The sequence below is a fragment of the Salinarchaeum sp. Harcht-Bsk1 genome, assembly GCF_000403645.1.
Classification (GTDB): Archaea; Halobacteriota; Halobacteria; order Halobacteriales; family Salinarchaeaceae; genus Salinarchaeum.
Genome location: NC_021313.1, coordinates 560,305 through 584,854 on the forward strand (window position 1 = coordinate 560,305; position 24,550 = coordinate 584,854).

Sequence of the window (24,550 nt, forward strand, 5' to 3'; positions counted from 1 at the left end):
GCACCTCCCCGAATCTTCGCGGACGATACCGATTCCCGTTCGAGCGGCAGGTGCGGGCCAATCATGCTCGGTAGTTCAACGCCAGGACGATCGCGAGGTACAGGTAGACGATGCCCATGAGCACGATGCCGATTCCGAGCAGCCACCCCTGCAGCGGGACGACGCCGAGCTGTTCGAGGACGATTGGAGCCACGAGACTCGGGAGCGCCAGCGCCAGCACGATCACCATCGTGTACCAGGCCGCGCGCTCGTCCATCCGGCGATCGCGCTCGTCGAAGAGCGTGCGTCGGGCGAGCAGTTTCGGGACGACGATTGCGATCGCGACGACCCCTGCAGCCGCGAGCGCAGCGGCAGTGTGCTCGCCCCCGAGGAGATAGCCGACGATGCCGCCGCCGACGAGGGAGGTAACCAGCACGTAGGCCAGGTATCGCCGACGGGTCAACCAGTCGATCCGGTAGGCGTCCACGTTCACGGCGACTCACCCGGTTCGGAATTGGCGCCCTCCGCGGCCCCGTCCGTCAGCCCGTCGTGTAGCACCATCCCGACCGTCGTCGCACCCATTCCAGTGATCAGCAGGAGACTGATTTCGCCGGACGCGCCGGTGCGATACACGCCGGCGACGATCGAGACAATACCCAGCACCAGAAGCGCCCAGGCGAGCGATTTCCCGTTTTTCATCGTCACCGCACCCCGCTGCAGGCGGCACAGTTCGACCCCTCGCCAGCGTAGACGGCAACGCCGACGGCCACAGCGATGGGCAGGAGTTCGCCGGAGAGGATCGGTTCGCCGCTGCCGACCGCCAACAGGAGGAGCGTCCCAGCGGCGGTCGCGACGGCGAGCAGTGCACGTTCGAGGCGCGACTCGATGCGGAGCATGGAAAGTACGCTTTACAGTAAAGCATCCTTTACACTCAGACTTCAATCTGACGGTGCCCGCTGCAGTCGCTCGACGGCAAGGACAGCACACAGCCAGCAGACCGATTAGCGGACGGTCAGACGCTGCCGGCGCCGTACTCGCCGAACTCCTCCCGGAGGACCCCACAGATCTCGCCGACCGTGGCTTCGGCTTTCACCGCCTCGATCAGCGGCGGCATGAGGTTTCGATCGCCGCGGGCCGCGTCGCGGACGGTCGCCAGCGCCGCGTCCGCGGCCTCCTCGTCGCGATCAGCGCGCACGGACTCCAGGCGCTCGATCTGCCGTCGTTCGTCTTCCTCGGTGACCTCCTCGAGGTCCATCTCCTGCCCGCCCTCCTCCACGGTGAACTCGTTGACGCCGACGACGATCCGGTCACCCGCCTCGATCTCCTGCTGGCGATCGTACGCGACGTCCTGGATCTCCCGCTGGACGTAGCCGTCGTCGATCGCGTCGAGCATCCCGCCGCGTTGGTCGACGGAGTCGAGGATGTCGCGGGCTTCGGCTTCCAGGTCGTCGGTGAGCGACTCGACGTAGTAGCTCCCGGCGAGCGGATCGATCGTGTCCGCGGCGCCGGACTCGTGGGCGAGGATCTGCTGCGTGCGGAGTGCAGTGCGAACCGACTCCTCCGTGGGGAGGGCCAGCGCCTCGTCCTTTCCGTTCGTGTGGAGGCTCTGTGTGCCGCCGAGGACGGCCGCGAGGGCCTGGTAGGCTACCCTGACGACGTTGTTCTCGACCTGCTGGGCCGTGAGCGTCGAGCCAGCGGTCTGGGTGTGAAACTTGAGTTGCTTCGAAGCAGGCTGCTCCGCGCCGAAGCGCTCCTCCATGAGGGAATGCCAGAGTCGGCGGGCGGCGCGGAACTTCGCGACTTCCTCGAGGATGTTGTTGTACGACGCGAAGAAGAAGGACAACTGCGGCGCGAACTCGTCGACGTCCAGCCCGGCGTCGATGGCGGCCTCGACGTACTCGAGGCCGTTGCCGAGCGTGAAGGCGATCTCCTGGGCCGCCGTGGAGCCAGCCTCGCGGATGTGGTAGCCCGAGATCGAGATGGTGTTGAAGTTCGGGATCTCCTCGGCCGCGAACTCGAAGACGTCCGTCACGATCCGCATCGACGGCTCCGGCGGGTGGATGTAGGTGTTCCGCGCGACGTACTCCTTGAGCACGTCATTCTGGATGGTGCCCCGGAGCTCCTCGCGATCGACGCCCTGCTGGTCGCCGAGCGCGACGTACATCGCGAGGAGGACGGAGGCGGGCGCGTTGATCGTCATCGACGTCGAGACGTCGTCGAGCGGAATGCCGTCGAACACGGTCTCGAAGTCCCGGAGCGAGTCGATGGCGACGCCCGATCGGCCAACCTCGCCGGCCGCCATCGCGTCGTCGGAGTCGTAGCCCATCTGCGTCGGGAGGTCGAACGCCAGCGAGAGACCGGTCTGGCCCTCGTCGAGCAGGTAGTGGAAGCGCTCGTTCGTCTCTTCGGCGGTCCCCATCCCCGCGTACTGGCGCATCGTCCAGAGCCGACCGCGGTAGCCCGTCGAGTAGACGCCGCGGGTGTAGGGCTCCTCGCCGGGGAAGCCGAGGTCCGCCTCGTAGTCGAGGTCGGCGACGTCGTTCGGCGTGTAGAGGCGGTCGACCGACTGGCCGCCAGTGTCCGTGCGGAACTCGTCCTTGCGCTCGCCGAAGCGATCGACGGTCGGCTCGACGTGTTCGGCCTTCCACTCCTCCCGGGACTCGCGGATCGCCGCGAGATCCTCCTCGTCGAACATGCAAGATGCTCGGAGTGCTCGCGGTATAAGCGTGTTCGAGGAAAGCCTGCCACGGAACCGATCGACCGACCTCGAGGCCGTTCAACCGAGTCGGACATCGTCTCCGTTCGGGCTGCCGAACTCGTCGGCGGCGGGAGCGATCGCATCGATCCCCTCGACAGCAGCCGCTCCGGTGGCTGCCGCTGGATCGGCGTAGACGACCTCGCCTCGGCGAAGCGTCGCGAGCGGGAACACGCCGTCCATCCCTTCGAAGGGGGTCCACTCGCAGTTGCTGTGGAGGTCCTCCCCGCTGATCGGCCGCGTCGCGTCGGGGTCGACGAGCACGAGGTCTGCATCCCGGCCGGCCTCGATCCGTCCCTTCCGGTCGAGGCCGAACACGTCGGCCGGATTCGCGGCCGTGAGGTCCCGGACGCGCTCGTAGGACAGGCGATCGTCGGCGGCCGCGGTCGCGAGGAGGAGCGGGAGCATCGTTTCGACGCCGGGCACGCCACTGGGTGCCTCGGCGATCGTCGCCTCCTTCTCCTCGCGAGTGTGGGGCGCGTGGTCGGTCGCGATCATATCCACGGTGCCGTCCACGACCCGCTCGAAGACGGCCTCGCGGCGTTCCGCCGAGCGCAGCGGCGGGTTCATCCGACCGAACGTCCCCAGTTCGTCGAGGTCGTCCCGCGAGAGATACAGGTGGTGGGGCGTCACCTCGCAGGTCGCGCCGGCCTCGGCAGCCAGGTCGATACCCTCCGGCGTCGACGTGTGCGCGATGTGGACCGCGGCGTCGAAATCGCCCGCGACCGCCAGTGCGCGCTCGACGGCAGCGGCCTCGGCGTCTGCGGTGCGGAACGCCGACCAGGCGTCCGCGTCCGCGTCCCGACCGACGCCATCGCCGGCGTCTTCGAGCGCGTCCCCGTCGAACAGCGTCGCGTCCTCGGCGTGGACGGTGACCGTGGTGTCGGCAACCGCCGCTCGCTCGACCGCGTCCGCGAACAGGTCGCCCTCGATCCCCATCTCGCCGGTCGAATCTGCCAGAAAGACCTCGCCGAGGGCGAAGGGATCGGCGGTGAACAGGGAGTCGGGATCCCAGTCCGCCGTGACGCCGCCGTTGATCCCGAAGTCGACGAGTGATTGCTCGGCGGCGAGTTCGCGCTTCGCCTCCAGCGCCTCGCCAGTGACCGTCGGCGGATCGGTGTTCGGCTGGTCGACGACGGTCGTCACGCCACCGGCGGCCGCGCTCCGCGACCCTGTGGTCCAGGTTTCCTTGTGGCCGGCACCCGGCTCGCGAAAGTGGACGTGCACGTCGATGGCGCCCGGAAAGAGGCGAAGGCCCGCCGCGTCGACGACCGTCTCGTCCTCGGCGGCGTCGAGGCCGCCGTCCCCGCTCTCGGCAGACTCCGCGACCGCGGCGATCCGCTCGCCCTCGATCCGAACGTCGCAGGTGCGACCGTCGGGCAACGTCGCGTCGGCGATGAGCATGGCTGCGGCTCCGCTCGCTGGCGTCCTAAACGTCCCGACTCCGAGTTGTCCGGACCGAATCGCCTGCGGATTGGCCCGAGCGCATCAGGAGTGCTCCACGATCTCTGGCTCGGCGTCGCCGACGAGTTCGTCCTCGATCGCAGCGACGAGCGCGTCCGGGTCCCCGTCGCCGCCCGCCGATCGGACGCTACCGACGGTCTCTGGATCGAACGGCACGTCGAGCGCGTCGTAGACGGCCTCCAGCACCTCGGCGAGCGGCCAGCGATCGCGGGGGATCGCGACGCCCGCAACCAGCGCGGACTCCGTCGTCACCCGCTGGGCGATGCCGACGACCTTCCCGCCGCCGACCGACAGCGAGTGGCTTCCGGGGCAGAAGGTGTCGTCGGGCTCGCCAGCGCTGGCGGTCTCGATCCCCACCGTCTCGAGGGCGCGTGCGACGGCGTCGGTCGCTCGCTCGTATCGGTCCTGCAGCCCTGTCCGCGGGTCCTCGACTGGCTCCACTCTGGCGAAGGCGACGGTCGAACCGTGGTAGGCTACAGCTCGGCCGCCGACCGTTCGGCCGACCGGCGTGTACCCCTTCTCCTGGGCGAGCCGGCGGGCGCGATCGTACCCGGGAGCGCCGACGTCACGCCGGCCGAACGCCACCTGTCGCTCCGGAAGCCAGACGCGTACGCCCTGCTCGCCGGTCTCGGCAGCGTGCGCTCGGAGGTCCGCGGTGAGTGCGCGATCCGCCTCGATCGTGTCCCCGCTCCCACGGACGACGCGCATTGATCGATACGTAGCCCCGCGCCGTGCTTAAGCGTGTGGTGGATTGGCACGCAGTCGGAGCGGATTCGACCCCAGCACGCGAGTACCGCCTCGCGACCGTCGATCCTATGCGCCGTCGCACCCAACCGTCGTTCGATGCTCACCGTCCCGGAAGGCGTCCTCGAACGATTCCGGGCGTTCTCGCTCTACAACTCGCCGTATCGCGCCCACGACGACGGCTCGGCGATCGACCTGTATCCTTCAGCGGAGACGGGCTCGAATGCGCCAGCCGCGCCGTCGCCAGTCGCAGGTGAAGTCGTCTCGGTCGAACGCGTCCGCGCGCCGCCCAAACCGTACGCACCGGAGCACGACGTCTTGCTCGCGGTCGACACCCAGCAGGCCGACGGATCTGCGCAGTACTCGACCGAGAACGACGATGCGCCGATCGCGCGGATCCTCCACGTCGATCCGACGGAGGAGGACGGCGTCGAGGTCGGGGATCGGGTCTCCGTCGGCGATTCGCTCGGCCAGCCGATCCGAGCGGGCTTCTTCGCGCCGTGGGTCGGCCATCACTTGCACCTCGGCTTCCGCGAACGCGACGCGGACCTGCGCCGGGCTGCCGGCTCGCGTCCGGTCTCACCGGCCACGACCGTCGAAGCCGTACCGTGGGACGGACGGGGAACCGTCGTCGAGACCGCGGACACCTACGCAGTGCTAGATCGACCGCTGCATCCCGATCCCGGAGAGCGATTCGCCGCGATCGCGGGATCGATCGGCTCGTCGATCGACGAGGTACTCGATTCGGCGACGGCGAGCGGGCACGATGCGGCGACGGCGAGCGGGCACGATGCGGCGACGGACGCTGGACTCGGTTCGACGGACAGCGCAGCGCGAGCGGTAGCGCTCGACGGCGGTCTTCCACATTACGACCACGGGGGACTACTGGGCCGGCAGATCGACCACGGAGAGGAGCCGGTCTCGCTACTGGGGGCGCGGATCGGCACTGTTTCCGGTCGGACTGCCGCGTGGGACGACCCGACGGTTCTCGTCGAGCGTGAAGGGTTCGACCCGACGCCGATCCAGGGACTCTCCCTCGCTGCGAGCCGGGACGACCTGGGTACGAAGCTGATCTGTCCGGACCTGTCGCTCGCCGTCGGCGAGACGGTTCGCGTCCGGATTCGGTGAGTCCTCCACAGCCCCGGACGGCGGGTGCCATCGTCCCGTAATGATTTTCCGCTCGCTGCGGATACAGGTGCGTATGAGCAACGAGGAGGACATCGACGACCTTCGGGAGAAGCGACTCCAGGAGCTGCAGGACCGAGCGGAGGGGCAGGGCGACCAGGCCGAGGCCGAGCAGGCCCGGAAGGAGTCCGCCGAGGCCCAGAAGAAGGCGATGCTCCGCCAGCATCTCACCGACGGGGCGCGCAAGCGCCTCAACACGGTGAAGATGTCCAAGCCGGAGTTCGGCGAGCAAGTCGAACAGCAGGTGCTGGCACTCGCACGGAGCGGCCGCGTCCAGGGCCGCATCGACGAGGACCAGATGAAGGAGCTGCTCTCGGAGCTCAAGCCCGACTCGAAGAGCTTCAACGTCAAGCGCCGGTGACGCACGCCCCACGGCGAACTGCGGGTCCCATCGGCCCCAGCGCCGAAGTAGTCGCTACCCGAATCGACGTCTACTGACGATGACGGCAGGTTCGCTCGCACTGTGTTACAGCGGCGGTAAGGACTCCACGCTCGCCGCACTCTTGCTGGAGGACTTCTACGACGTCACCCTCGTGACCGCCCACTTCGGCGTGACCGACGACTGGGAGCACGCGGCGGCCGCCGCCGAACGGATCGGCCACGAGTTCGAACGCGTCGAGATGGAACGCTCCGTCGCCGACGACGCCGTCGATCAACTCCGCGAGGACGGCTTCCCGCGGAACGCGATCCAGTCCGTCCACGAGCACGCACTCGAGACCGTCGCGGAACTCGACTTCGACGCGGTCGCGGACGGAACTCGGCGAGACGATCGCGTTCCCTCGGTCTCGCGAGCCCACGCCCAGAGCCTCGAGGACCGCCACGACGTCGATTACGTGGCCCCGCTCTCCGGATTCGGACGCGGCGCGGTCGATCGGATGGTCGACGCGACGCTCGAGGTCACCGTGGGGCCGAGCGAGGAGATCAGGCGCGCGGACTACGAGGGAGAACTGCGGGCCCTGCTCGCCGAGGCCGAGGGAGAAGCGGCGATCGCCGAGGTGTTCCCCGACCACGACCAGACTATCGTGACCGACGTGCGGCGGGAGTAGCGAAGCGGCAGGAACGACGGCGGGAGCACGTGAGGAGGAGCAACGGGAACGCCGCAGCGAGCGGTTGCCGTCGGTGCGCGTCGGCACCGGAGCGACGTAGGGGTGTCAGAGCAGTTCCGGTGCTAGCGGATACTCCCAGGCGGTCCCGAAGATCGCCTTCGCCGTCGCCACGATCCCGAAAATCCAGGAGAGCGTGCCGCCCACCAGGAAGACGAGAGCGGCCGGGATGACGAAGACGTCCCACACGTAGAAGGCAAGCGGGAAGAAAACGAGGATCAGCCCGAGGATCGTCAGGTGCCAGTTCAGCGCATTCCTGGCGTTCTCGACGGTGTACGGGTGATCTGAAAGCACGTACACGGCGGCGACGATGGGAAGAGCGATCGGGATCAGTGCGAACAGGTGGACGAAGATTCCGAGGAGCGACCGCTCTTCGAGCAGTTCCGGTCCGGGCGTCTCGGTATGTGTCGTGGTTGCCATAGGTGTGTCTGGAGTGGATCGGTGAGTTGGCTGTACGAACTGCGGGCGATCAGCGGGCCGTGTGACGGTCGCCGGACGAGATCGTACCGTCGCGACCACGAGCCCAGCGCGCGAGTCGCTCGGCACCCAGCAGCGCGATCGACACAAGTAGCAACGAGACCGACGTCGTCCAGAACGACTGCGTGCTGCTGACCAGTTCGTGGATCCCGAGCGCGGAGAAGACGACGCCCAGACAGAACGTCAGGAAGCTGAGCTGGAGGCCCGCGAGCACGAGCGTCCGGATTCCAGCGGGGTCGCTCAGCGTCAGGAAGTCCCGCAGGGAGAGCCGATCGAGCGGGTTGGTCCGCGTCAGCGCCTCGTGGCCCTCAGGCGAGAGCGGCCAGTTCGACTGGGGATGGTTGACGTAGTAGAGCGTGATCGTGTCGGGGTAGGTCTCGGCCGCCAGGACGTCGATCTCGCGGAGTTCGTCGAGGCGATTGCGGACCGTCTCCCCGCTCACGTCCGGCTTGAGCCGTACCTGGAGCTGCGTAACCGAGAAGAACGGCCGCTCGGCTTCGAGCATCGTCTCGACGACGTGTCGCTGTGTGAGTTTGTGGTCGAGGTTCGGATCGAGCCGATCCTCGATCCACGTCGGGAGGGTCGTCATCGTGGACGGTCGTACTGCAGCGGGGCTCCTAAACCCCCAGTCGACTTTTGCGGACGCCAACCGCGAAAACGGCGTTCCAGGATCGCGTTTGGCGCGCGCCAAACGACCGCCGACGGGCGATTTGATCGATCGGCCCGGTCGACCGGTTGGTCGCCGCACACTGGACACACCGTCGACGGGGACCGACCGATACTTGGGCGCGGGTCGTCTACGACGTTTCGATGGAGTCGCCGCTGTGGACGGAGCGCCACGCCCCCGCGATAGAGGACCTGCGACAGGACCTCGCTCGCGACCAGTTCGAGCGCGCGGTCGACGATCCCGTGAACCTGCTCGTCCACGGGCCGCCCGGCGTCGGCAAGACCGCCGCGACCCGTGCGATGGCCCGAGAGGCCCACGAGCAGCCGGACTCGGACCTGATCGAGATCAACGTCGCGGACTTCTTCGCCCGCACCAAGACCGAGGTCAAGAACGACGACCGTTTCGCCTCGTTCCTCCAGGGCAAGTCGGACTACTCGAAGCGGGACATGATCAACCACGTCCTGAAGGAGTCCGCGAGCTACGCGCCCGTCACCGGCGAGTACAAGACCGTCCTGCTGGACAACGCCGAGGGCATTCGCGAGGACTTCCAGCAAGCGCTGCGACGGGTGATGGAGCAGTACCACCGCAACACGCAGTTCGTCATCGCGACCCGGCAGCCCTCGAAGCTCATTCCGCCGCTTCGCTCACGGTGCTTCGCGGTGCCGATGCCCGCCCCCGATACCGACGAGGTCGCGGACGTCCTCGAGGAGGTCGCCGTCGCCGAGGACGTCGAGTACGAACGCGACGGGCTGGAGTTCGTCGCCGGAAGCGCGAACGGCGACCTCCGCGAGGCGATCCTCTCCGCCCAGACGACCGCGGAATCCGAGGGCGAGATCACGATGAACGCCGCCTTCGAGGCGCTGGAAGACGTCGGCCTCGACGACCGGATCACCGAGATGCTCGACGCCGCCGAAGCGGGCGAGTTCACCGACGCCCGGAGCGAACTCGACGACCTCCTCGTCGACGAGGGGCTCTCCGGTCGGGAGATCCTCGAAGAAGTGCTCTCCGTTGGCCGGAGCCGCTACGACGGCGATCGACTGGCCGAACTCCACGAACTGGCGGGCGACGTGGACCTCGACCTCACAGAGGGCAGCAACGACCGGATCCAACTCGGTCACTTCCTCGCCGAACTCGGGCGGCCCGACGAGGCCCAGACCGCCGCGGATTGATCGTCGCCGGAGCGGTCACTCGGCTCGTTCGTAGGTCACGAACGCGAAGCCGTCGCGCTCGTCGCGGTCGATTTCCACCCAGTCGTCCGCGAGCGGCCAGCCCGGAAACGTCGGCTCGCCCTCGAATTCCTCGTCGATTTCGGTGAGCACCATCCCGTCCGCGCGATCGAGGAGCGCGTCGTACACCGCGGCGCCGCCCATCACGTACGCGCGATCGACGCCCCGCTCCGCTGCGGCGCTGGCGGCAGCCGCGAGCGCGTCGTCGATCGATTCCGCGACGACGATCGAACCGTCGTCCGGCAGGTCGGGATTCGATCGGCTCAGGACGACGTTCGTCCGGCCGGGGAGCGGCCCGCCGAGCCCTGCGAGGACGTTCTCGAACGTCCTCCGCCCGACGATCACCGGGTGGCCCGTCGTCGTCTCCTTGAAGTGGGCCATGTCCTCGGGGATCTCCCAGGGCAGTTCGCCGTCCTTGCCGATCACGCCGTTGGCTGCGACCGCGGCGATGAGGTAGACGTCGAGATCCGACGGTGCCTCGACCATCTCACTCGGCGACGGCGAAGCTGAGGCCCGGATGGGCGCCGTAGTTCCGGAGTTCGATGTCCTCGAAGGTCAGTTCGTCGAGGGGCACGTCGGCGATCTCGATCTCCGGGCGCTCCCGCGGTTCGCGCGTGAGCTGCGTGAGGAGTTCGGGGACGTGGTCGGACCCCTCGTCGCCCTCGGCCTCGTCCGGCGCGTTCCGGAGGATCCACTCGCGGACCTCGCGGTAGCCCTCGCTGACCTGCCGATCGGCGCCACGGGGTTCCTCGGGGTCGCCGCGAGCCTCGACCGCGGCGAGACGCTCCTGGAGTTCCTCGAGGTTCTCCTGGTACCACGCGCCGCGGTCGCCGCTGCCGCAGTAAACGTGCGCGTCGACGATCGTGTGGGAGAAGGTGCCCGGTTCGAACCCGGTGCGCTGGGCGATCGCCTCCGTGAGCAGGGAGTACGCCGCGACGTTGAACGGGATCCCGAGCGCGACGTCGCCGGAACGCTGCGTGAGGTGGCAGTTGAGTCGGTCGCCCTGGACGTTGAACACGAATGTGTAGTGACACGGCGGCAGCGTCGAGACCGCGGCGTTGGCCGGGTGCCAGGCGTTGACGACGAGTCGGCGGGTGTTTGGATTCTCCTCCAGCGAGTCGAGGACGTACTGGATCTGGTCGAAGACGCGGCGCTCGGTGGTGGAGCCCTCGCCAGCGTCGGTGCCGTCGTCGGTCTCGACCTCCTCGACGGAGACCCAGCGGTGTGCGTCGTCGGGCCAGGACTCTCCCGGGAGTTGCTGGCCGGCTTCGGGAATCGGGTATCGTCTCCAGAAGCGGCCGTACGCGGTGTCGAGGTGGCCGTCCTCGTCGGCCCAGTCGTTCCAGATGCCCGTCTCCTCGCGCAGTTCGCGGATGTGCTCCTGGCCGGAGAGGTACCAGAGCACCTCGTGGAGCATCGAGTTCCAGCGGAAGCCGTCCATCTGCTTCGTCGTGAGGAGCGGGTAGCCCTCCTGGAGGTCGACCTCGTAGTGACGGGAGAACCCGGCGATAGTGTCCACGCCCGTCCGGTTGGGCTTGTAGGTGCCCTCCCCGAGGACGCCCGCGACGAGATCGAGATACTGCTGCATGTTCTGCACAACAGACCGGGGCATCAAAGACCTTGCTGACCCGGTGGATCCTCGGCGTCGTACCGTTGCCGTGAGATCGCGAAGCGATTCGCCCGACGCTCAGGCTGGCGCTGGCTCCGGGTCCTTGGAAGCGGTCCACTCGCCGCACCCGTATCGCCACCAGACGAGCAACGCGCTCGGCAGCACGAGCATGCTCGTCGCGAGCGCTGCGAGCAGTGCGAGGATCACGAGCGTCGCGAAACTCTCGAACTGTGGGTTGGGGTGCAAGACGAGCGCGGCGAAGGCCGCGACCGTGGTGAGCGTGCTGCCCAACAACGCACCGCCCGTCCCGATCACGGCCCGGTGTAGCGCCTGGACCGGTCCGTTCCCGCGATCGAGTTCCTGCGCGAACCGGTCGCCGACGTGGATATTGTGGTCGACGCCGATCCCGATCAGGAGGCTCACGAGCAGCGCCGTGAGGAACGTCAGCGGGACGTCGAGCAGCGCCATCCCGCCGACGACGAATCCGAGAACGAGAACGATCGGGCCGGCGGTGACGGCACCGAGGGTCCCACTGCCGTGCACGAGGCGGAAGGTAGCGACCAGAACGCCGAACACCGCCACGAGAGCGAGCACCATCGTCCGCAGGATGCCGTCCGTGATCGTCTCGAGTGTGGCGCGCTGGGCCGTGGCGTCGCTCACGACCGTCGCGGTAAGGCCATCCTGCTCGGTCTCGATGCGATCCTCGACCGCACGGAGGTCGGTGGCGCGGTCGTCCGGGACGGCGGTACCAGCCGCGGCTTCGGGCGGGCCGACGACCCGGAGCGACTCGTAGCGACCGTCCGAGCGTTCGATCACCTGGCTGGCCGACTCGGGTTCGATCCGGTAGAGGTGGTCGTAGACGGCGTCGAGGTTCCGGTCGGGAACGCCGTCGCCGTCCGCGTCCGCAGCGGCGACGGTGGCCCCGAACGCCTCGCTTCGCTCGGCCACGGACCGGATGACCGTGAGGGGCGACCGAACGTTCGCGGCCCGCTGGGACGGGATCGCACCGCGCCGCTCGGCAGTTCGCAACCCTGCGTCGATCGCGTCGAGGGTCCCGTCGTCGGTCACGTCGCCCTCGATCAGCATCTGCATTCGATCGCCCTCCTCGGTCGTCCGAAACTGATCCGCGACGTATGCCTGGCGGCTGATCAGGTCGTTCTCCTCCCAGCCCATCGGTCCGGGAAGGTCCTGCTTCCACTCGGCAGCCGGTTCGCTCTGTTGCTGGACGCTGGCCTGGTCCAGCGTCGCCCACGCGAGGCCGCCGGCGGTCGCGAGTACGATGGCGACGACGAGGACGACCGGCGCCCCACGACGTGCGAGCGTCACGGCACCGGCGAGCGTCGAGCGGACGTAGCGCCCCTGCCCGAGCGGCCGGCGGTGACGGTCGAATCCCGCGCCCTCGACGAGCGCGTCGACCTCGACGGTCAGTGCAGGAATCAGGGTGAGGAAGACGCCGAAGGCAGCCACGACGCCGACGGTGATGCCGATTCCGAGGTCGCGGAGCATGCCGACGGGAGTGGCGACCGTGGCGAGAAAGCCGATGGCTGCCGTGATCGTCACCAGCGCGAGGGCAGGGGCGACGGAACGGAGGCCGCGGCCCATCGCGGGCCGGACCGACTCGTCAGCGTTCCGCTCCTCGCGATAGCGCATGAACACGTGGAACCCGTAGTCGATGGAGAGACCGGCGACGAGCACCGGACCGATGACGGCGGCGGGGCCGGCGGCGACACCCGCCCAGCCGAGCAGCCCGAACATCCAGAGGATCGAGACGACGACGCCGACGATTCCGAGGAGCACGTCGACGGGATCGCGGTAGGTGAACGCCGCGACGCCGAGAATCAGCGCGAGGACGACCGGCACGATGAGCGTCATCGTGTTCTCGACGAAGACGCCCTGGGACGCGGCGAGTGCGTGTTCCCCCACGGTGAAGACCGTCGGATCGGTGCGGCCGGACGCTGCGTCGTGGAGCGCCGCGGTCGCGTCGCTCGGCGGTCTACCGTCCGCCGCCTCGTCGAAGCCGAAGACGACCTGGTGGCTCTCAGCGGTCGCAGTCCCAGACTCGTAGCTGTCGGGGAGGAGTCGCCGAGCGCGCTCGTTCTCGGCGATCGTCTCGTCGACGATCGTCGTCACCGTCGTCGCGTCGGTGGCTTCGAGGGCGGCGATCTGTTCTTCGATCGTCGGATCGGACTCGTCCGCCGCCCTCGTTCCGACCATGCTCGCGATGCTGGAGGCGCCGTCGCGAGGACCCGCCGATCCGGCGGGGCGCTCGCGAAGCGCAGCGTCGACGGCGTCGGCTTCGAGGACCGTCCGCTGGAATCGCAGGGTAGCGAGCAGGTGCTCCTTCGAGAGCGCGTTCCCGTCGGCACTGCGGACGTAGACCGCCGTCCTCGCGACGCCGTCGTCGCCGCTATCGCTCGCACCGTACTCCTCCTCGATGTACTGTGCGCGGTCGTCGACGTGCGTGTCGACGGCGGCACCGATGCCGCCTCCTTCACCACCCATCGACAGGTGCGTGGTCCCGGCGGCCATCCCGGCCGTCAGGAGGAGCGTCAGTAGCAGGACGATTCGGGAGTGGGTCGTGACGAAATCGGTCGTCGCTGCTGCGTATCGACGTATCATTGCAGGTGGAAGACGGGACAGCCGGTAGCACTATAAGAATTATCGAATAATAGACACATAACACGACTGTTTCAAAACTGTCGTTGAGTCCCAACGTCCGATACGCCGTTCGCTGGACCGATAGCCGGAGCAATTCGGTCGGGACAGGCCGGCCCGCTCAATCCCAGTTAAGAAAGATACCTGTCAGGTTCGTTCCTCGTCGACCGTTCGCCCGCGGACGCGCTCGGTTCGTGACACCGCGAGGTCCTCGTCGAGGTCGAGTCGAAGCGCGTCTCGGTCGTGCCGGAGCACCACCTCGTATCCTGACTCGGCGACATCCGCAGTCCACTCGCCAGCGTAGACGCGGCGGAACAGCTCCCAGGGCGGAATCGACGTCACGTCTACGCCACGTTCCCAGTGGAACGAGACCGATGCGGGGTGATAGCCCAGTGCGAGCTGAAGCGGCGCGTTGTAGGCGCGGAGGCACTCCTCGCAACGATCCATGACGATCAACAGATCCCGGTCGCCCGTGTCGGCGTCCTCCATCTCCGCGGTGGGATGGACCGATCCTTCGAGGGGACCCGCACAGGAGGGACAGAGTCCGTCGCGTACCTGTCTATAGTGTGAGACGAATCGATCACGGAAGCTCTCCAGTAGCTCCTCGGACGACCGAGAGCGTACCTGCGCCGGGGTGGCCTCGTACGCAATGGCCATTCGATCGCAGGTCGGACAGTCGATCCCCAGGAACTGGTTGTGTTTGCTCGCGCGGAGCGGTTCGGCCCCGCAAAAGGCGCACGGCGACTCGATCTCGATGGGGTCGAAATCCGGTGTGTTCGCGTAGTTCTCCGAGAGGAGAAGCCGGACGATCTGCTCGCCCCCGTGGGTCAGCGAGTAGCCCTCGGGGGAGTTCCTGAGGTAGACGCCTTCGAGTTCCCCGAGGTGGTAGGACAGTTTCGACGTTCCCTCGACGTCGACGCGGTCGTAGATTTCGGAGAAGGAGAGCGTCGCGGTGCCACCCGGCGGCCCCCGCTCGCCGGGAGTGCGAGCGATCGTGGAGAGTATCTCCACCCGAGTCGCGTCGGAGAGCAGGCCGAAGACGGCGTGGGCGGGCGGGTCCGGCGCCATATCGCCGCCATCGGCATCGCTCGATTTGGATGTTTCCCTGCCGCTACCTCGACGAGCCTACTCGGAACGCTCGAGCAGGTGGACCGACCGCACGAGCGAGCGATGGACGCGCCGTCTGTGCACGCACTCGACCGTCCACCCGACAGAGGTCGCCGCGTCGACCCACTCCCGATCGGCCACGACGACGGCGCGAGGCGCGACGTCGTGGGCAGCAGCGAGCGCCCCTTCGACCAGATCGTCGAGGTCGTCCGCCGCGACGGCGGACTGGCGCTCGTACGGCACGTCGACCACCAGGCCGTCCGCGGCGTCAGCTGCGAGCGGAAGCCGCCGGGCGTCCCCGCGAGCGACCTCCCAGTCGGCGTCTCTGGGCGCCAACTCGCCAAGATTCTCCCGACTCCCCCGAACCATCTTCTGCTGGGCGTCGACGCCAACCATCCGCGCGCCGAGCAGCGTGCCTTCCAGCAGGAGCCCGCCGGTGCCACACATCGGATCGACGATCGTCGCGCCGGGTCGCGCGCCGGCGAGGTTGCCGAGCGCTCGCGCGAGCGCCGGGTCCATACTTCCGGGCTGGAAGAACGGCCGGTCGGTCGGGGCACGGTCGCCGAAGGCAGCCGCCCGCTCGACGTCGACCCACCCGAGCAGGCAGACGTCCGCGTCGTCGGCGTCGGCTGCGACCTCGACCAGCCCGCTGGCTTCGACGCCCAGCGGGGACCCCTCCGCAGCGGCGCCGTCCCGCGCCAGTTCGCCGCGGGCGAACAGCGCGCGAAGCGTGTGGTCGGGGTCGTCGAGGTCGACCGAGAAGCCGCGGTCCGTGAGCACGCCACCGAGTTCGCGCTCCGCGCGCTGGGTGTCGACGTCCGCGCTCGATCGAACGTCTCGGGCCCGGACCGCGACGGTGCCCTCGCGCTCGATCCCGGCCGTTTCGAGCAGCGCTCGCGCGCTCTCGACGCTGGCGTCGGTGTGGCCCACGACCTCCCCGGCAGCAGTCGTGAGCGCGAGCCCCGCCATCCGATCGGGTGCGAGTGCCGTCGCGGTGCCGATTCCCGGCGCGAGCATCCGAACGTCGCTGGCGGCCGCCGTCGCCTCCAGCGCGGCGAAGGGATCGTCCTCGCCCCCGAACTCCAGCCAGTACACGCCTGGACCTCGACTGGCGCGGAAATGAGCGTGGCGGTGTCGCCCGAATCCTCGACGTCGCCCGCCGCGCGACCGTCACGTACTTCCTCCGCTGCGTCGTGGTCGTGCACAATGTGGCCGCTGGGACACGCCGCCGGTGCGTACCTCCTCGCGAGCGTCGGTGCCGAGCGTGACTGGCTGCCCGAACCGAACGCAGTGCTCGTCGTGACGGTGCTGTTCGCCTCGCAGACGCCAGACCTGATCGACAAGCCGTTCGCGTGGTACATTCCGATCCTGCCGGCAGGGCGATCGTTCGGCCACTCGCTGTTTTTCGTCCTTCCGCTCTGTCTGCTCGCGGTCCTCGCCGCGCGGCGGGTCGGGTGGGCGGGGCTGGGACTGGCGATCAGCGCCGCTCTCCTCTCACATCTCGCGCTCGACGTGATTCCAGCGCTGTGGGGTGGTGGCGGCTGGCGATACCTGCTCTGGCCGGTCCTGTCGGTCGAGGGGTTCAACTCGGCGCCGTCGATCGGTGCGATGTTAGAGGATTCCCTCGATATGCCCTACTTCTGGGCGGAGTTCGTGCTCGCCGGCCTGGCGTTCGTCCGCTGGCGCGCCGACGACTGGCCTGGCGTGACGTGGCTGTTCGAGCGTGGAGGAACGGCCCCGACCGTCGTTCGATCCCGCCAGGACGACGACTGACCGGGACGATCCGGGGGTCGAGCGGGTCGACGAGGCTGGCTGACGATGCCGTGGCACCAACCTTTATAAACCTTAAATACGCTCTTTAAAGCGTGGCAATGTCCGACCCGAAGGAAACCATCAATATCGAGAACGTCGTCGCCTCCACGGGGATCGGCCAGGAGCTCGACCTCCAGAGCGTCGCCATGGACCTGGAGGGAGCCGACTACGATCCCGAGCAGTTCCCCGGCCTCGTCTACCGGACCCAGGAGCCCAAGTCCGCCGCCCTGATCTTCCGATCCGGGAAGATCGTCTGCACCGGCGCGAAGAGCACGGACGACGTCCACGAGAGCCTCCGGATCGTCTTCGACAAGCTCCGCGATCTCAAGATCGACGTCAACGACGACCCGGAGATCGTCGTCCAGAACATCGTCACCAGCGCCGACCTCGGTCGCAACCTCAATCTCAACGCGATCGCGATCGGACTCGGCCTGGAGAACATCGAGTACGAGCCCGAGCAGTTCCCCGGCCTCGTCTACCGTCTCGACGAGCCCGAAGTCGTCGCGCTGCTGTTTGGCTCCGGAAAGCTCGTGATCACCGGTGGGAAGCAGCCCGAGGACGCCGAGCACGCCGTCGACGAGATCGTCACCCGCCTCGAGGACCTCGGCCTGCTCGAGTAGCGCTCCCCGACCCGCGCCGACCCCGGCCGGAGCACAGCCACCGGCACGTCGATCGGTTCCGACCGCCCGGCCCCGCTTTTCGCGGTGTACGTCGCTACCACCGGTTCGCCCGGCGGTGGCTCGATGCGTCGTTGCGCCCGTACGAACGATACGAGAGGACGCGACGCTCCACAGTCCAGTCGCTCCGCTTCCCTCCGCTCCCCGCTCCCGATCGCCAGCGCCAAGACGATGGTCCGACCAGCACGAGTATGACACTCGCGGAGGTCGCGATCCGGGCGGTCGGTACGTTCGTGGTCGCGACCGTCTTCTACACGCTGACGGTTCACCTCGCCGCAACCTACGTCCTCGAGGAGGCGTCGATCTTCGAGGCGCTGCTCGTCGGTCCGGTTCCGGCCGCGATCAGCGTCGGACTCGGACTCGCGGCCCAGTCCACCGTTCCAGCGGCGTCGGCAGTGGCCGTGCCACTCGTCGCGATCCCCGCGGACTTCCTCGCCATCGCGTGGAGCTACGAGCTCGATCGACGGATGGCGGCGCTCGTCACGCTGGGACACTTCGTCGTGAGCATCCTGCTGGCGGCGAGCCTGATCGGGCTGTTCGGTGGGCTCTAAACGGCAGCGATAGTGAGAATTAGTCGAATTGCACGACGACGCAGTCGGCTACTCCACGAGCCGCTCGATCTCGGTCACCAGAATCCCGCTCGCGCCCGCTGCCTTCAGGTTCGTGATCGTCTCGAAGACGTCCCGCTCGTCGACGACGACGTGGACGGCGAGCATGTCCTCCTCGTCCGACGCTGGTTCCTCGCGGTCGGCCACGTCCATGACCGTCGGCCCGCCGAGTCCGGGAATCTGCTCGCGGACGGCCTCGAGTTGCCCGCGCGGAACGTTCATCATCAGGTAGCGCTTCCCCTCGGCGTCGAGGACGGACTCCATCGCGGTGCGGATCTGCTCGACCTTGTTCTGGTCGATCACGTCCTCGCGGGCGAACAGCCGGACCGAACTCTGGAGCACTTCGTCGATAACGGCGAGGCGGTTGACCTGCAGCGTCGTGCCGGTCGAGGTGATGTCGACGATCGCGTCGGCCATGCCGGCGTGCGGGGTGAGTTCGGTCGCCCCCGTCACTTCGACGACCTTCGCGTCGATCCCGGCCTCCTCGAGGTAGTTCCGCGTGATCGTCGGGAACTCCGTCGCGACCTTACCGCCGGCGACGTCCCCGGGCTCGGTGATTTCGCCGTCCTCGGGCGCGGCGAGGACCAGCCGGCACTCGCCGAATTCGAGGTCGAGGAGGTCCGTCACGTTGCCCGGGTCGGCCTCCGCGATCTGGTCCCTGCCAGTGATGCCGACCTCCGCAGCGCCGTCGGCGACGTACTCGGGGATGTCCGCCGCCCGAGCGAAGAGGACGGTCACGTCGGGATCGACGGTGTCGGCGTAGAGCTTCCGGTCGGCGCCGTCGCGGAGATGCAGGCCAGCGCGCTCGAGCAGCTCGATCGTCGGCTCGTGGAGGCGCCCCTTGTTCGGCACGGCGATTCGCATGAGCAGTCATTCCGGCGCGAGGGTCAACTGTCTTTCCGTCCGTCGGCGTCGACTACCTGGGATCTGCCGTTCGGTGCCCGGTCCGATTCCGGGGCCGGTGCAGCGTCCGTAGCCCCAACTGACCAGCCCCGGGTCGGATCCCACGAACCCGGGAGTTCGACGCCGCGATCGGCGAACCATCGGCGGAGCGGTGGGCCAGCGGGTCGGGGCTCGAGCGCTCGGGCCGGGATCGAGGCCGCGTCACCGCCGCGCCGCCGGACCAGCCCGCAGGCCAGCAGCATGATCGCGAGCCCGAGCAACTGCGTCGACGTCGTCGCCGCGATCGGATCGAGAAGCACCTGGACGACCGCCGGCGCGTCGTCGAGGCGGTCCAGCACGCCCGCGGGCCAGACGGCGTAGGCGAGGACGATCCCGCCCACGACGAAGAGCGGCTGGAACGGGTGTCCGTCGAGAAGGTACGCCAGCACGACGATCGGGAGGAAGCTGAGGGCGACGTAGTACTGGAGCGACGGCATAACGAGGATCGCGACGGACGCCACGGCGAAGGCGGCGACGAGGCGATCGAAGCGGGTGTCGAGCCGGCGGAGTGCAGCGATCGCGACCGCGAGACCGATCGCGAAGGAGCCAGCGACGAGCACGGGCGCGAGCCACGCCGGCGTGCCGGGCACGATGCCGTAGAGCACGTGCGACAGCGGGCGCTGGATCGTGACGTAGAAAAAGGCGTCCGGTGGCAGGCCGCCGACGAACAGGTGCGTATCGCCCCGGGGGAGAATCGCCTCCTGGAGCCACCGAACGGTCATGCCGAAGCCCAGCGGCCCGTCGCCGGTCTCCCAGCCGAACAGCCCACCGACCGCGAACAGCAGTTCCCCCGCGAGCAGGCCGCCGATGCCGACCGCGATCGCTGCCGCCGTCGCCCACCACGCCCGGATCCTGAGGAGGTAGAGCCCGAGGAGTGCGGGGAACAGTTTGAACAGGGCGACGACGGCGAAGCACGCGCCGGCGATCGACTCGCGACGCGGTGTGCGATCGCCCACTTCCAGGAGGTAGAGCCCTGCAGCCACGCCCGTCCCGAGCAGGAGATTGACGTTGCCGAAGTAGGCGTTCGTCACCATCTGACTGCAGCCATAGCAGAAGGCGAAGACGAGGGCCACGTCGAGCCAGCCCAGCGGACGGCCGAGGTCCTCCACGTAGCGCACCGCGAAGACGGTGAGGGCGGCGGCAGCGAGGCCGTTGAGCCCCAGAAAGAGCCAGTAGCCGCTGGTCGGCGAGACGAGCAGCGTCGGGAGGAAGACCAGGATCGTGATCGGCGGGTAGAGGTACTCGTAGAACTCGCCCTCCCCCGGTGGCGAGACGTCGTACACGTGCTGTCCCTCGAGGAGGGCGTCCGCCGCGTAGTAGTACACCTCGTAGTTGACGCCGACCTGCTCGGCCGGAGCGACACCGGGAGGAACCAGCGTCGGTGCGAACTTCGCCTGGAGTTCGTAGATTCCGAACGCGATCGGGGCGAGCAAGACGAGCCACGCGCCCGGGTAGAAGTCAGCGAGGAGCGGGCGGTCGGACCCCGGGAGCTTCATCGATCGCGGATATTCGGGAGCGCTACAAGGGCGTTGTGCAAGCGCGACGGAGCGCGGACCGGCGCGTTGCCGGGAACTCCGGCTTACTCGGTGTCGTCGCCTGTATCGGCGACCACGCGCGCCTCGACGTCGCCGACGAGCGCCGTGAGCGCCTCGGCCCGGAGTCGCTCGGCGTCGTCGGAGCCGCGCTCGCTCGTTACCTGCTCGACGAGGGCGTCCCGGGGCTCGCTGTCGGCGAGGTCGAGGACCCGATTGCAGACCGGATCGGTCAGTTGCGGTACGACCGTACCGACGGTGTCCCAGACGGCGTCGGCACGCGAGCGGTCCGGGAGTTCCGTCGTTGCCTGGGCAGCGAGGTCGGCGACGAGGTCGTCGTACTGCTCGGCGTCGAGGTCACCAGCGAGGTCGGCGTCCATCGACTGCGTCGATGCCCGCCACCGCCAAGTTGGTTTCGCCGATCGGGAGTGGAGAACCAGCCAGTGCACCGATGGCCGGATCTGGCACCTCGGGGGCACGGACGGCGACGTAGCTTTTTGCCGCAGCGCGGTCTCCTTCCGATCATGCTGGACTACCTGGATCTCGAGGCGGACCTGACGAGCGAGGAGCGGCTGATTCGCGACACGGCCCGGGAGTTCGTCGAGGATCGCGTCCGACCCGACGTCGGCGACTGGTACGAGGCCGGGGAGTTCCCCGAGCACCTGATCGGCACGATGGGCGACCTGGACTTCTTCGCGCCCAACCTCGAGTGGGGCGACCTCCCGGGAATCGGCGCCCGTGCGTACGGCCTGCTCATGCAGGAACTGGAGGCGGGCGACTCTGGCATCCGCTCGATGGCGAGCGTCCAGGGCGCGCTCGTGATGTACCCGATCGCGACCTACGGCAGCGACGACCAGAAGGAGCGCTGGCTGCCCGACCTCGCGAGCGGCGACGCCGTGGGCTGTTTCGGCCTGACGGAGCCAGAGCACGGCTCGAATCCTTCCGCAATGGAGACGACTGCAGCGCCTGTCGACGACGGCGAGGGATACGTCCTTTCGGGGACGAAGATCTGGATCACGAACGCCCCGATCGCCGACGTGGCAGTCGTGTGGGCGAAGCTCTCGGCGGACACCGAGCACGGCGACGCCGGGACGGTCCGTGGGTTCGTCGTCGACACCGCCCGCGACGGGTGCACCGCCAGCGAGCAGGAGGGGAAGCTCTCGATGCGCGCCTCGGCGACCGGGGAGCTATCACTCTCGGGCGTCGAGGTGCCCGCGGATGCGGTGCTGCCAGGCGTCTCTGGGATGAAGGGGCCGCTCTCCTGTCTCACGCAGGCACGCTACGGCATCGCCTGGGGCGCGGTGGGTGCGACCCGGGACTGCTTCGAAACCGCACGGGAGTACGCGACCGATCGCGAGCAGTTCGGCGGCCCCATCGCCCGGTTCCAGCTCCAACAGTCGAAGCTCGCGGAGATGGCGACTCAGCACACGACGGCCAGGCAGATGGCGTTCCGACTCGCCGAGCTGAAAGAGCGCGGCGAGCTCCGACCGCAGCAGGTCTCGATGGCGAAGCGCCACAACGTCCGGGTCGCCCGGGACCAGGCCAGGATTGCTCGGGAGATGCTCGGCGCGAACGGGATCACGACCGACTACCCACCGATGCGCCACGCCGCGAACATGGAGACGGTCTACACTTACGAGGGGACCGACGACATCCACACGCTGATTCTCGGAGAGGATCTGACCGGTATTGCGGCGTTCGAGTGACGGAGTCGATTCGAACGGGCCGAAGCCATCCCCCTCGAACGGAACGCCTTTCCGCGACCACGGAAACCCAAAATCATGGAGCCCAAGCGGGAACTCGCCAGCGTCGACCTCCGCGCGCTCGTCGGCGAACTCGGCGGCTACGAGGGCGCGATCGTCGACAAGGCGTACCTCTACGGGGACGACCTCCTCCGCTTGCGGCTACGCGATCACGACCGCGGCCGCCTCGAGTTACTGATCGAGGTCGGGGAGCAGAAGCGGATTCACATGGCCGACCCGGACCTGGTGCCCGACGCGCCGGGACGTCCGCCGAACTTCGCGAAGATGCTCCGGAACCGGATGTCCGGCGCGACGTTCGAAGGGATCGAGCAGCACGGCTTCGACCGGATCCTCAAACTCGACTTCGAGCGCACGGACTCGGACACCTCGATCGTCGCGGAACTGTTCGGCGACGGGAACATTGCGGTCCTCGACGAGAACGGGAGCGTCGTGGACTCGCTCGAAACCGTCCGCCTGCACTCGCGAACCGTCGCCCCCGGCTCGAAGTACGAGTACCCGGAGGCCCGGGTCGACCCCCTGTCGCTGTCCTACGAGGCGTTCGTCGAGCACATGGACGCCTCGGACACGGACGTCGTCCGGACGCTCGCGACGCAACTCGACCTCGGCGGCGAGTACGCCGAGGAGCTGTGCGCCCGCGCCGGCGTCGAGAAGGAACTACCGATCGCCGAGGCCGACGATTCCGTCTACGAACCCGTCTACGACGCCCTCCAGTGGCTCGCCGACGCGCTCGAAACGGCGGCCCTCGATCCCCGGGTCTACTACGCCGATCCGGAGGACGGCGGCGGTGCGGACGCCGCCGGCGAGGGGGACGGACGCCAGCGCGGTCAGCCAGTCGACGTGACGCCGGTCCCGCTCGCGGATCACGAGAATCTCGCGAGCGAGCCCCACGACAGCTTCAACGCCGCCGTCGACGCGTACTTCCACGAACTCGAGAGCTACGAGGCCGACGCGGGAGGGGCTGCGGGAGAACCGGACCGCCCGGACTTCGAGGGCGAAATCGAGAAGCAAGAGCGGATCATCGCCCAGCAGCAGGAGGCCATCGCGGGGTTCGAGCAGGAGGCCCAGTCGTTGCGGGCCGCCGCAGAGGCGCTCTATGCCCAGTACGACCTCGTCGACGAACTCCTCAGCACGGTCCGGGCCGCTCGCGAGGAGGGCCACGACTGGGACGCCGTCGAGGAGCGCCTCGACGAAGGCGCCGAGCGGGGGATCGAGGCCGCCGAAATCGTCGCTTCCGTCGATCCGCAGAACGCCCGCATCCGCGTCGAACTCGAAACCGGCGAGGGGGACGACGCCGAGACCCACACTGCCTGGATCGAGGCCGAGGAGGGCGTCGAGCACAACGCCGACCGGCTCTACACCGAGGCGAAAGCCGTCGAGGAGAAGAAGGAAGGTGCCGAATCAGCGATCGAGGACACCCGCGAACGGCTCGCGGAGATCGAACAGCGACGCGAGGAGTGGGAGGCCCGCGACGAGCAGGAGGACGGCGCTGAAGCCGGCGACGGGAGCGGGGGAGCCGAGGACGGCGACGAGGACGGGGGGCGCTCCGACCAGGAGTGGCTCGACCTGCCCTCGATCCCGATCCGGAGCCGCGACTGGTGGTACGACCGGTTCCGGTGGTTCCGGACCTCCCAGGGCTTCCTCGTCATCGGGGGCCGCGACGCCGACCAGAACGAGGAACTTGTCCAGAAGTACCTCGAACCCGGCGACCGGTTCCTCCACGCGCAGGCCCACGGCGGCCCAGTGACGATCCTGAAGGCCGCCGACCCGAGCGAGTCCGGTCGCGACGTGGAGATTCCGGAGGCCGCCGAGCGCGAGGCCGCCCGCTTCGCCGTGACCTACTCCTCGGTCTGGAAGGAGGGGAAGTTCTCCGGCGACGTCTACGCCGTCGATCACGACCAGGTCTCGAAGACCCCCGAGAGCGGCGAGTACCTCGAGAAGGGCGGGTTCGCGATCCGTGGCGACCGCACCTACTACGACGACGTCGAGGTCGCCTGCACGGTCGGGATCCAGTGCGAACCCGAGACCCGCGTGATCGGCGGACCGCCCGAAGCGATCGAGGACCAGGCCGTGACGACCGTCGCCGTCGAACCGGGGAAGTTCGCCCAGGGCGACGTCGGCAAGCGGATCTACCGGCAGTTCCGCGAGCGATTTTCCGACACGAGTTTCGTACGGAAGGTCGCGAGTCCGGACCTGATCCAGCACTTCCTGCCGCCGGGGACGAGTCGGATCGCCGAGGAGTGAGTCG

Annotated in this window: 25 protein-coding genes; 9 read left to right on the forward strand and 16 right to left on the reverse strand. The window is 68.4% G+C overall.

The window, feature by feature from the left end:
* Positions 1–61: 61 nt before the first annotated feature.
* The 6 genes from L593_RS02685 to L593_RS02710 form a co-directional block, all read right to left on the reverse strand.
* Positions 62–472 carry a DUF2178 domain-containing protein gene (locus L593_RS02685; protein WP_020445381.1) on the reverse strand — a complete coding sequence of 137 codons (411 nt, stop codon included), beginning with the start codon at positions 470–472 and terminating at the stop codon, positions 62–64.
* The gene (locus L593_RS15840; RefSeq protein ID WP_049893805.1) at positions 469–678 is read right to left on the reverse strand and encodes a hypothetical protein; all 210 of its coding nucleotides are present in this window, start codon (positions 676–678) and stop codon (positions 469–471) included. The genes L593_RS02685 and L593_RS15840 overlap by 4 nt, the downstream gene beginning before the upstream one ends.
* A gap of 2 nt (positions 679–680) precedes the next feature.
* Positions 681–875 carry a hypothetical protein gene (locus tag L593_RS02695; protein ID WP_020445383.1) on the reverse strand — a complete coding sequence of 65 codons (195 nt, stop codon included), beginning with the start codon at positions 873–875 and terminating at the stop codon, positions 681–683.
* Between the two features lie 116 nt (positions 876–991).
* Positions 992–2,674: a methylmalonyl-CoA mutase gene (locus L593_RS02700; RefSeq protein ID WP_020445384.1), complete on the reverse strand. Its 1,683-nt coding sequence runs from the start codon at positions 2,672–2,674 to the stop codon at positions 992–994.
* 81 nt (positions 2,675–2,755) lie between these two features.
* Positions 2,756–4,138 (reverse strand): dihydroorotase, encoded by a 1,383-nt coding sequence (locus L593_RS02705; protein ID WP_020445385.1) that lies wholly within the window; start codon positions 4,136–4,138, stop codon positions 2,756–2,758.
* Between the two features lie 84 nt (positions 4,139–4,222).
* Positions 4,223–4,906 (reverse strand): lipoate--protein ligase family protein, encoded by a 684-nt coding sequence (locus tag L593_RS02710; protein WP_020445386.1) that lies wholly within the window; start codon positions 4,904–4,906, stop codon positions 4,223–4,225.
* Between the two features lie 135 nt (positions 4,907–5,041).
* Here L593_RS02710 and L593_RS02715 point away from each other — a divergent pair, with 135 nt between their 5' ends.
* From L593_RS02715 to L593_RS02725, 3 genes are all read left to right on the forward strand, one after another.
* Positions 5,042–6,070 carry a hypothetical protein gene (locus L593_RS02715; RefSeq protein WP_020445387.1) on the forward strand — a complete coding sequence of 343 codons (1,029 nt, stop codon included), beginning with the start codon at positions 5,042–5,044 and terminating at the stop codon, positions 6,068–6,070.
* Positions 6,071–6,143: 73 nt separating this feature from the next.
* On the forward strand, positions 6,144–6,488 hold the full coding sequence (locus tag L593_RS02720) for a DNA-binding protein (protein WP_020445388.1): 345 nt from the start codon (positions 6,144–6,146) through the stop codon (positions 6,486–6,488).
* Between the two features lie 79 nt (positions 6,489–6,567).
* Entirely contained in the window at positions 6,568–7,173 is a 606-nt protein-coding gene (locus L593_RS02725; RefSeq protein WP_020445389.1) for a hypothetical protein, read from the forward strand.
* Positions 7,174–7,278: 105 nt separating this feature from the next.
* Here L593_RS02725 and L593_RS02730 read toward each other — a convergent pair whose 3' ends face one another.
* Positions 7,279–7,650, reverse strand: a complete 372-nt coding sequence (locus tag L593_RS02730) for a DUF4870 domain-containing protein (RefSeq protein ID WP_020445390.1) — start codon at positions 7,648–7,650, stop codon at positions 7,279–7,281.
* Positions 7,651–7,699: 49 nt separating this feature from the next.
* The gene (locus L593_RS02735) at positions 7,700–8,296 is read right to left on the reverse strand and encodes a hypothetical protein (protein WP_020445391.1); all 597 of its coding nucleotides are present in this window, start codon (positions 8,294–8,296) and stop codon (positions 7,700–7,702) included.
* A 221-nt stretch (positions 8,297–8,517) separates the two neighbouring features.
* Between L593_RS02735 and L593_RS02740 the strand changes: the two genes are divergently transcribed.
* Positions 8,518–9,543, forward strand: coding sequence for an AAA family ATPase (locus tag L593_RS02740; RefSeq protein WP_020445392.1), 1,026 nt, complete (start codon positions 8,518–8,520; stop codon positions 9,541–9,543).
* A 15-nt stretch (positions 9,544–9,558) separates the two neighbouring features.
* Here the strand turns inward: L593_RS02740 and L593_RS02745 are convergent, their stop codons facing one another.
* The 5 genes from L593_RS02745 to L593_RS02765 all read right to left on the reverse strand — a co-directional run bounded on the left by L593_RS02745 (position 9,559) and on the right by L593_RS02765 (position 16,066).
* Positions 9,559–10,086, reverse strand: coding sequence for a dihydrofolate reductase (locus L593_RS02745; RefSeq protein WP_020445393.1), 528 nt, complete (start codon positions 10,084–10,086; stop codon positions 9,559–9,561).
* Position 10,087: 1 nt separating this feature from the next.
* Entirely contained in the window at positions 10,088–11,188 is a 1,101-nt protein-coding gene (gene thyA / locus L593_RS02750) for a thymidylate synthase (protein ID WP_020445394.1), read from the reverse strand.
* Positions 11,189–11,287: 99 nt separating this feature from the next.
* Positions 11,288–13,828, reverse strand: a complete 2,541-nt coding sequence (locus tag L593_RS02755) for an RND family transporter (protein ID WP_020445395.1) — start codon at positions 13,826–13,828, stop codon at positions 11,288–11,290.
* A gap of 183 nt (positions 13,829–14,011) precedes the next feature.
* Positions 14,012–14,932, reverse strand: a complete 921-nt coding sequence (locus L593_RS02760) for a helix-turn-helix transcriptional regulator (RefSeq protein WP_020445396.1) — start codon at positions 14,930–14,932, stop codon at positions 14,012–14,014.
* Between the two features lie 57 nt (positions 14,933–14,989).
* Complete coding sequence (locus L593_RS02765; protein ID WP_020445397.1) at positions 14,990–16,066, reverse strand: THUMP domain-containing protein; 1,077 nt, start codon at positions 16,064–16,066, stop codon at positions 14,990–14,992.
* A gap of 111 nt (positions 16,067–16,177) precedes the next feature.
* Between L593_RS02765 and L593_RS02770 the strand changes: the two genes are divergently transcribed.
* From L593_RS02770 to L593_RS02780, 3 genes are all read left to right on the forward strand, one after another.
* Positions 16,178–16,744 carry a metal-dependent hydrolase gene (locus L593_RS02770; protein ID WP_020445398.1) on the forward strand — a complete coding sequence of 189 codons (567 nt, stop codon included), beginning with the start codon at positions 16,178–16,180 and terminating at the stop codon, positions 16,742–16,744.
* Positions 16,745–16,842: 98 nt separating this feature from the next.
* Positions 16,843–17,403: a TATA-box-binding protein gene (locus L593_RS02775; RefSeq protein WP_020445399.1), complete on the forward strand. Its 561-nt coding sequence runs from the start codon at positions 16,843–16,845 to the stop codon at positions 17,401–17,403.
* A 248-nt stretch (positions 17,404–17,651) separates the two neighbouring features.
* Positions 17,652–18,011 (forward strand): hypothetical protein, encoded by a 360-nt coding sequence (locus L593_RS02780; RefSeq protein ID WP_020445400.1) that lies wholly within the window; start codon positions 17,652–17,654, stop codon positions 18,009–18,011.
* Between the two features lie 48 nt (positions 18,012–18,059).
* Here the strand turns inward: L593_RS02780 and hisG are convergent, their stop codons facing one another.
* From hisG to L593_RS02795, 3 genes are all read right to left on the reverse strand, one after another.
* On the reverse strand, positions 18,060–18,932 hold the full coding sequence (hisG, locus tag L593_RS02785; protein WP_020445401.1) for an ATP phosphoribosyltransferase: 873 nt from the start codon (positions 18,930–18,932) through the stop codon (positions 18,060–18,062).
* A gap of 23 nt (positions 18,933–18,955) precedes the next feature.
* On the reverse strand, positions 18,956–20,506 hold the full coding sequence (locus tag L593_RS02790) for a glycosyltransferase family 87 protein (RefSeq protein ID WP_020445402.1): 1,551 nt from the start codon (positions 20,504–20,506) through the stop codon (positions 18,956–18,958).
* 83 nt (positions 20,507–20,589) lie between these two features.
* Positions 20,590–20,922 carry a hypothetical protein gene (locus L593_RS02795; protein WP_020445403.1) on the reverse strand — a complete coding sequence of 111 codons (333 nt, stop codon included), beginning with the start codon at positions 20,920–20,922 and terminating at the stop codon, positions 20,590–20,592.
* A gap of 144 nt (positions 20,923–21,066) precedes the next feature.
* Here L593_RS02795 and L593_RS02800 point away from each other — a divergent pair, with 144 nt between their 5' ends.
* Positions 21,067–22,248 (forward strand): acyl-CoA dehydrogenase family protein, encoded by a 1,182-nt coding sequence (locus L593_RS02800; RefSeq protein WP_020445404.1) that lies wholly within the window; start codon positions 21,067–21,069, stop codon positions 22,246–22,248.
* A 75-nt stretch (positions 22,249–22,323) separates the two neighbouring features.
* Complete coding sequence (gene rqcH / locus L593_RS02805) at positions 22,324–24,546, forward strand: ribosome rescue protein RqcH (protein ID WP_020445405.1); 2,223 nt, start codon at positions 22,324–22,326, stop codon at positions 24,544–24,546.
* Positions 24,547–24,550 lie beyond the last annotated feature (4 nt).

What these genes read in the sequence shown, in the direction of transcription:
- L593_RS15840 (WP_049893805.1), bottom strand. Translation starts at nt 678, where the DNA reads ATGAAAAACGGGAAATCGCTCGCCTGGGCGCTTCTGGTGCTGGGTATT.
- L593_RS02695 (WP_020445383.1), bottom strand. Translation starts at nt 875, where the DNA reads ATGCTCCGCATCGAGTCGCGCCTCGAACGTGCACTGCTCGCCGTCGCG.
- L593_RS02700 (WP_020445384.1), bottom strand. Translation starts at nt 2,674, where the DNA reads ATGTTCGACGAGGAGGATCTCGCGGCGATCCGCGAGTCCCGGGAGGAG.
- L593_RS02705 (WP_020445385.1), bottom strand. Translation starts at nt 4,138, where the DNA reads ATGCTCATCGCCGACGCGACGTTGCCCGACGGTCGCACCTGCGACGTT.
- L593_RS02710 (WP_020445386.1), bottom strand. Translation starts at nt 4,906, where the DNA reads ATGCGCGTCGTCCGTGGGAGCGGGGACACGATCGAGGCGGATCGCGCA.
- L593_RS02715 (WP_020445387.1), top strand. Translation starts at nt 5,042, where the DNA reads ATGCTCACCGTCCCGGAAGGCGTCCTCGAACGATTCCGGGCGTTCTCG.
- L593_RS02720 (WP_020445388.1), top strand. Translation starts at nt 6,144, where the DNA reads ATGAGCAACGAGGAGGACATCGACGACCTTCGGGAGAAGCGACTCCAG.
- L593_RS02725 (WP_020445389.1), top strand. Translation starts at nt 6,568, where the DNA reads ATGACGGCAGGTTCGCTCGCACTGTGTTACAGCGGCGGTAAGGACTCC.
- L593_RS02730 (WP_020445390.1), bottom strand. Translation starts at nt 7,650, where the DNA reads ATGGCAACCACGACACATACCGAGACGCCCGGACCGGAACTGCTCGAA.
- L593_RS02735 (WP_020445391.1), bottom strand. Translation starts at nt 8,296, where the DNA reads ATGACGACCCTCCCGACGTGGATCGAGGATCGGCTCGATCCGAACCTC.
- L593_RS02740 (WP_020445392.1), top strand. Translation starts at nt 8,518, where the DNA reads ATGGAGTCGCCGCTGTGGACGGAGCGCCACGCCCCCGCGATAGAGGAC.
- L593_RS02745 (WP_020445393.1), bottom strand. Translation starts at nt 10,086, where the DNA reads ATGGTCGAGGCACCGTCGGATCTCGACGTCTACCTCATCGCCGCGGTC.
- thyA (WP_020445394.1), bottom strand. Translation starts at nt 11,188, where the DNA reads ATGCAGCAGTATCTCGATCTCGTCGCGGGCGTCCTCGGGGAGGGCACC.
- L593_RS02755 (WP_020445395.1), bottom strand. Translation starts at nt 13,828, where the DNA reads ATGATACGTCGATACGCAGCAGCGACGACCGATTTCGTCACGACCCAC.
- L593_RS02760 (WP_020445396.1), bottom strand. Translation starts at nt 14,932, where the DNA reads ATGGCGCCGGACCCGCCCGCCCACGCCGTCTTCGGCCTGCTCTCCGAC.
- L593_RS02770 (WP_020445398.1), top strand. Translation starts at nt 16,178, where the DNA reads ATGTGGCCGCTGGGACACGCCGCCGGTGCGTACCTCCTCGCGAGCGTC.
- L593_RS02775 (WP_020445399.1), top strand. Translation starts at nt 16,843, where the DNA reads ATGTCCGACCCGAAGGAAACCATCAATATCGAGAACGTCGTCGCCTCC.
- L593_RS02780 (WP_020445400.1), top strand. Translation starts at nt 17,652, where the DNA reads ATGACACTCGCGGAGGTCGCGATCCGGGCGGTCGGTACGTTCGTGGTC.
- hisG (WP_020445401.1), bottom strand. Translation starts at nt 18,932, where the DNA reads ATGCGAATCGCCGTGCCGAACAAGGGGCGCCTCCACGAGCCGACGATC.
- L593_RS02790 (WP_020445402.1), bottom strand. Translation starts at nt 20,506, where the DNA reads ATGAAGCTCCCGGGGTCCGACCGCCCGCTCCTCGCTGACTTCTACCCG.
- L593_RS02795 (WP_020445403.1), bottom strand. Translation starts at nt 20,922, where the DNA reads ATGGACGCCGACCTCGCTGGTGACCTCGACGCCGAGCAGTACGACGAC.
- L593_RS02800 (WP_020445404.1), top strand. Translation starts at nt 21,067, where the DNA reads ATGCTGGACTACCTGGATCTCGAGGCGGACCTGACGAGCGAGGAGCGG.
- rqcH (WP_020445405.1), top strand. Translation starts at nt 22,324, where the DNA reads ATGGAGCCCAAGCGGGAACTCGCCAGCGTCGACCTCCGCGCGCTCGTC.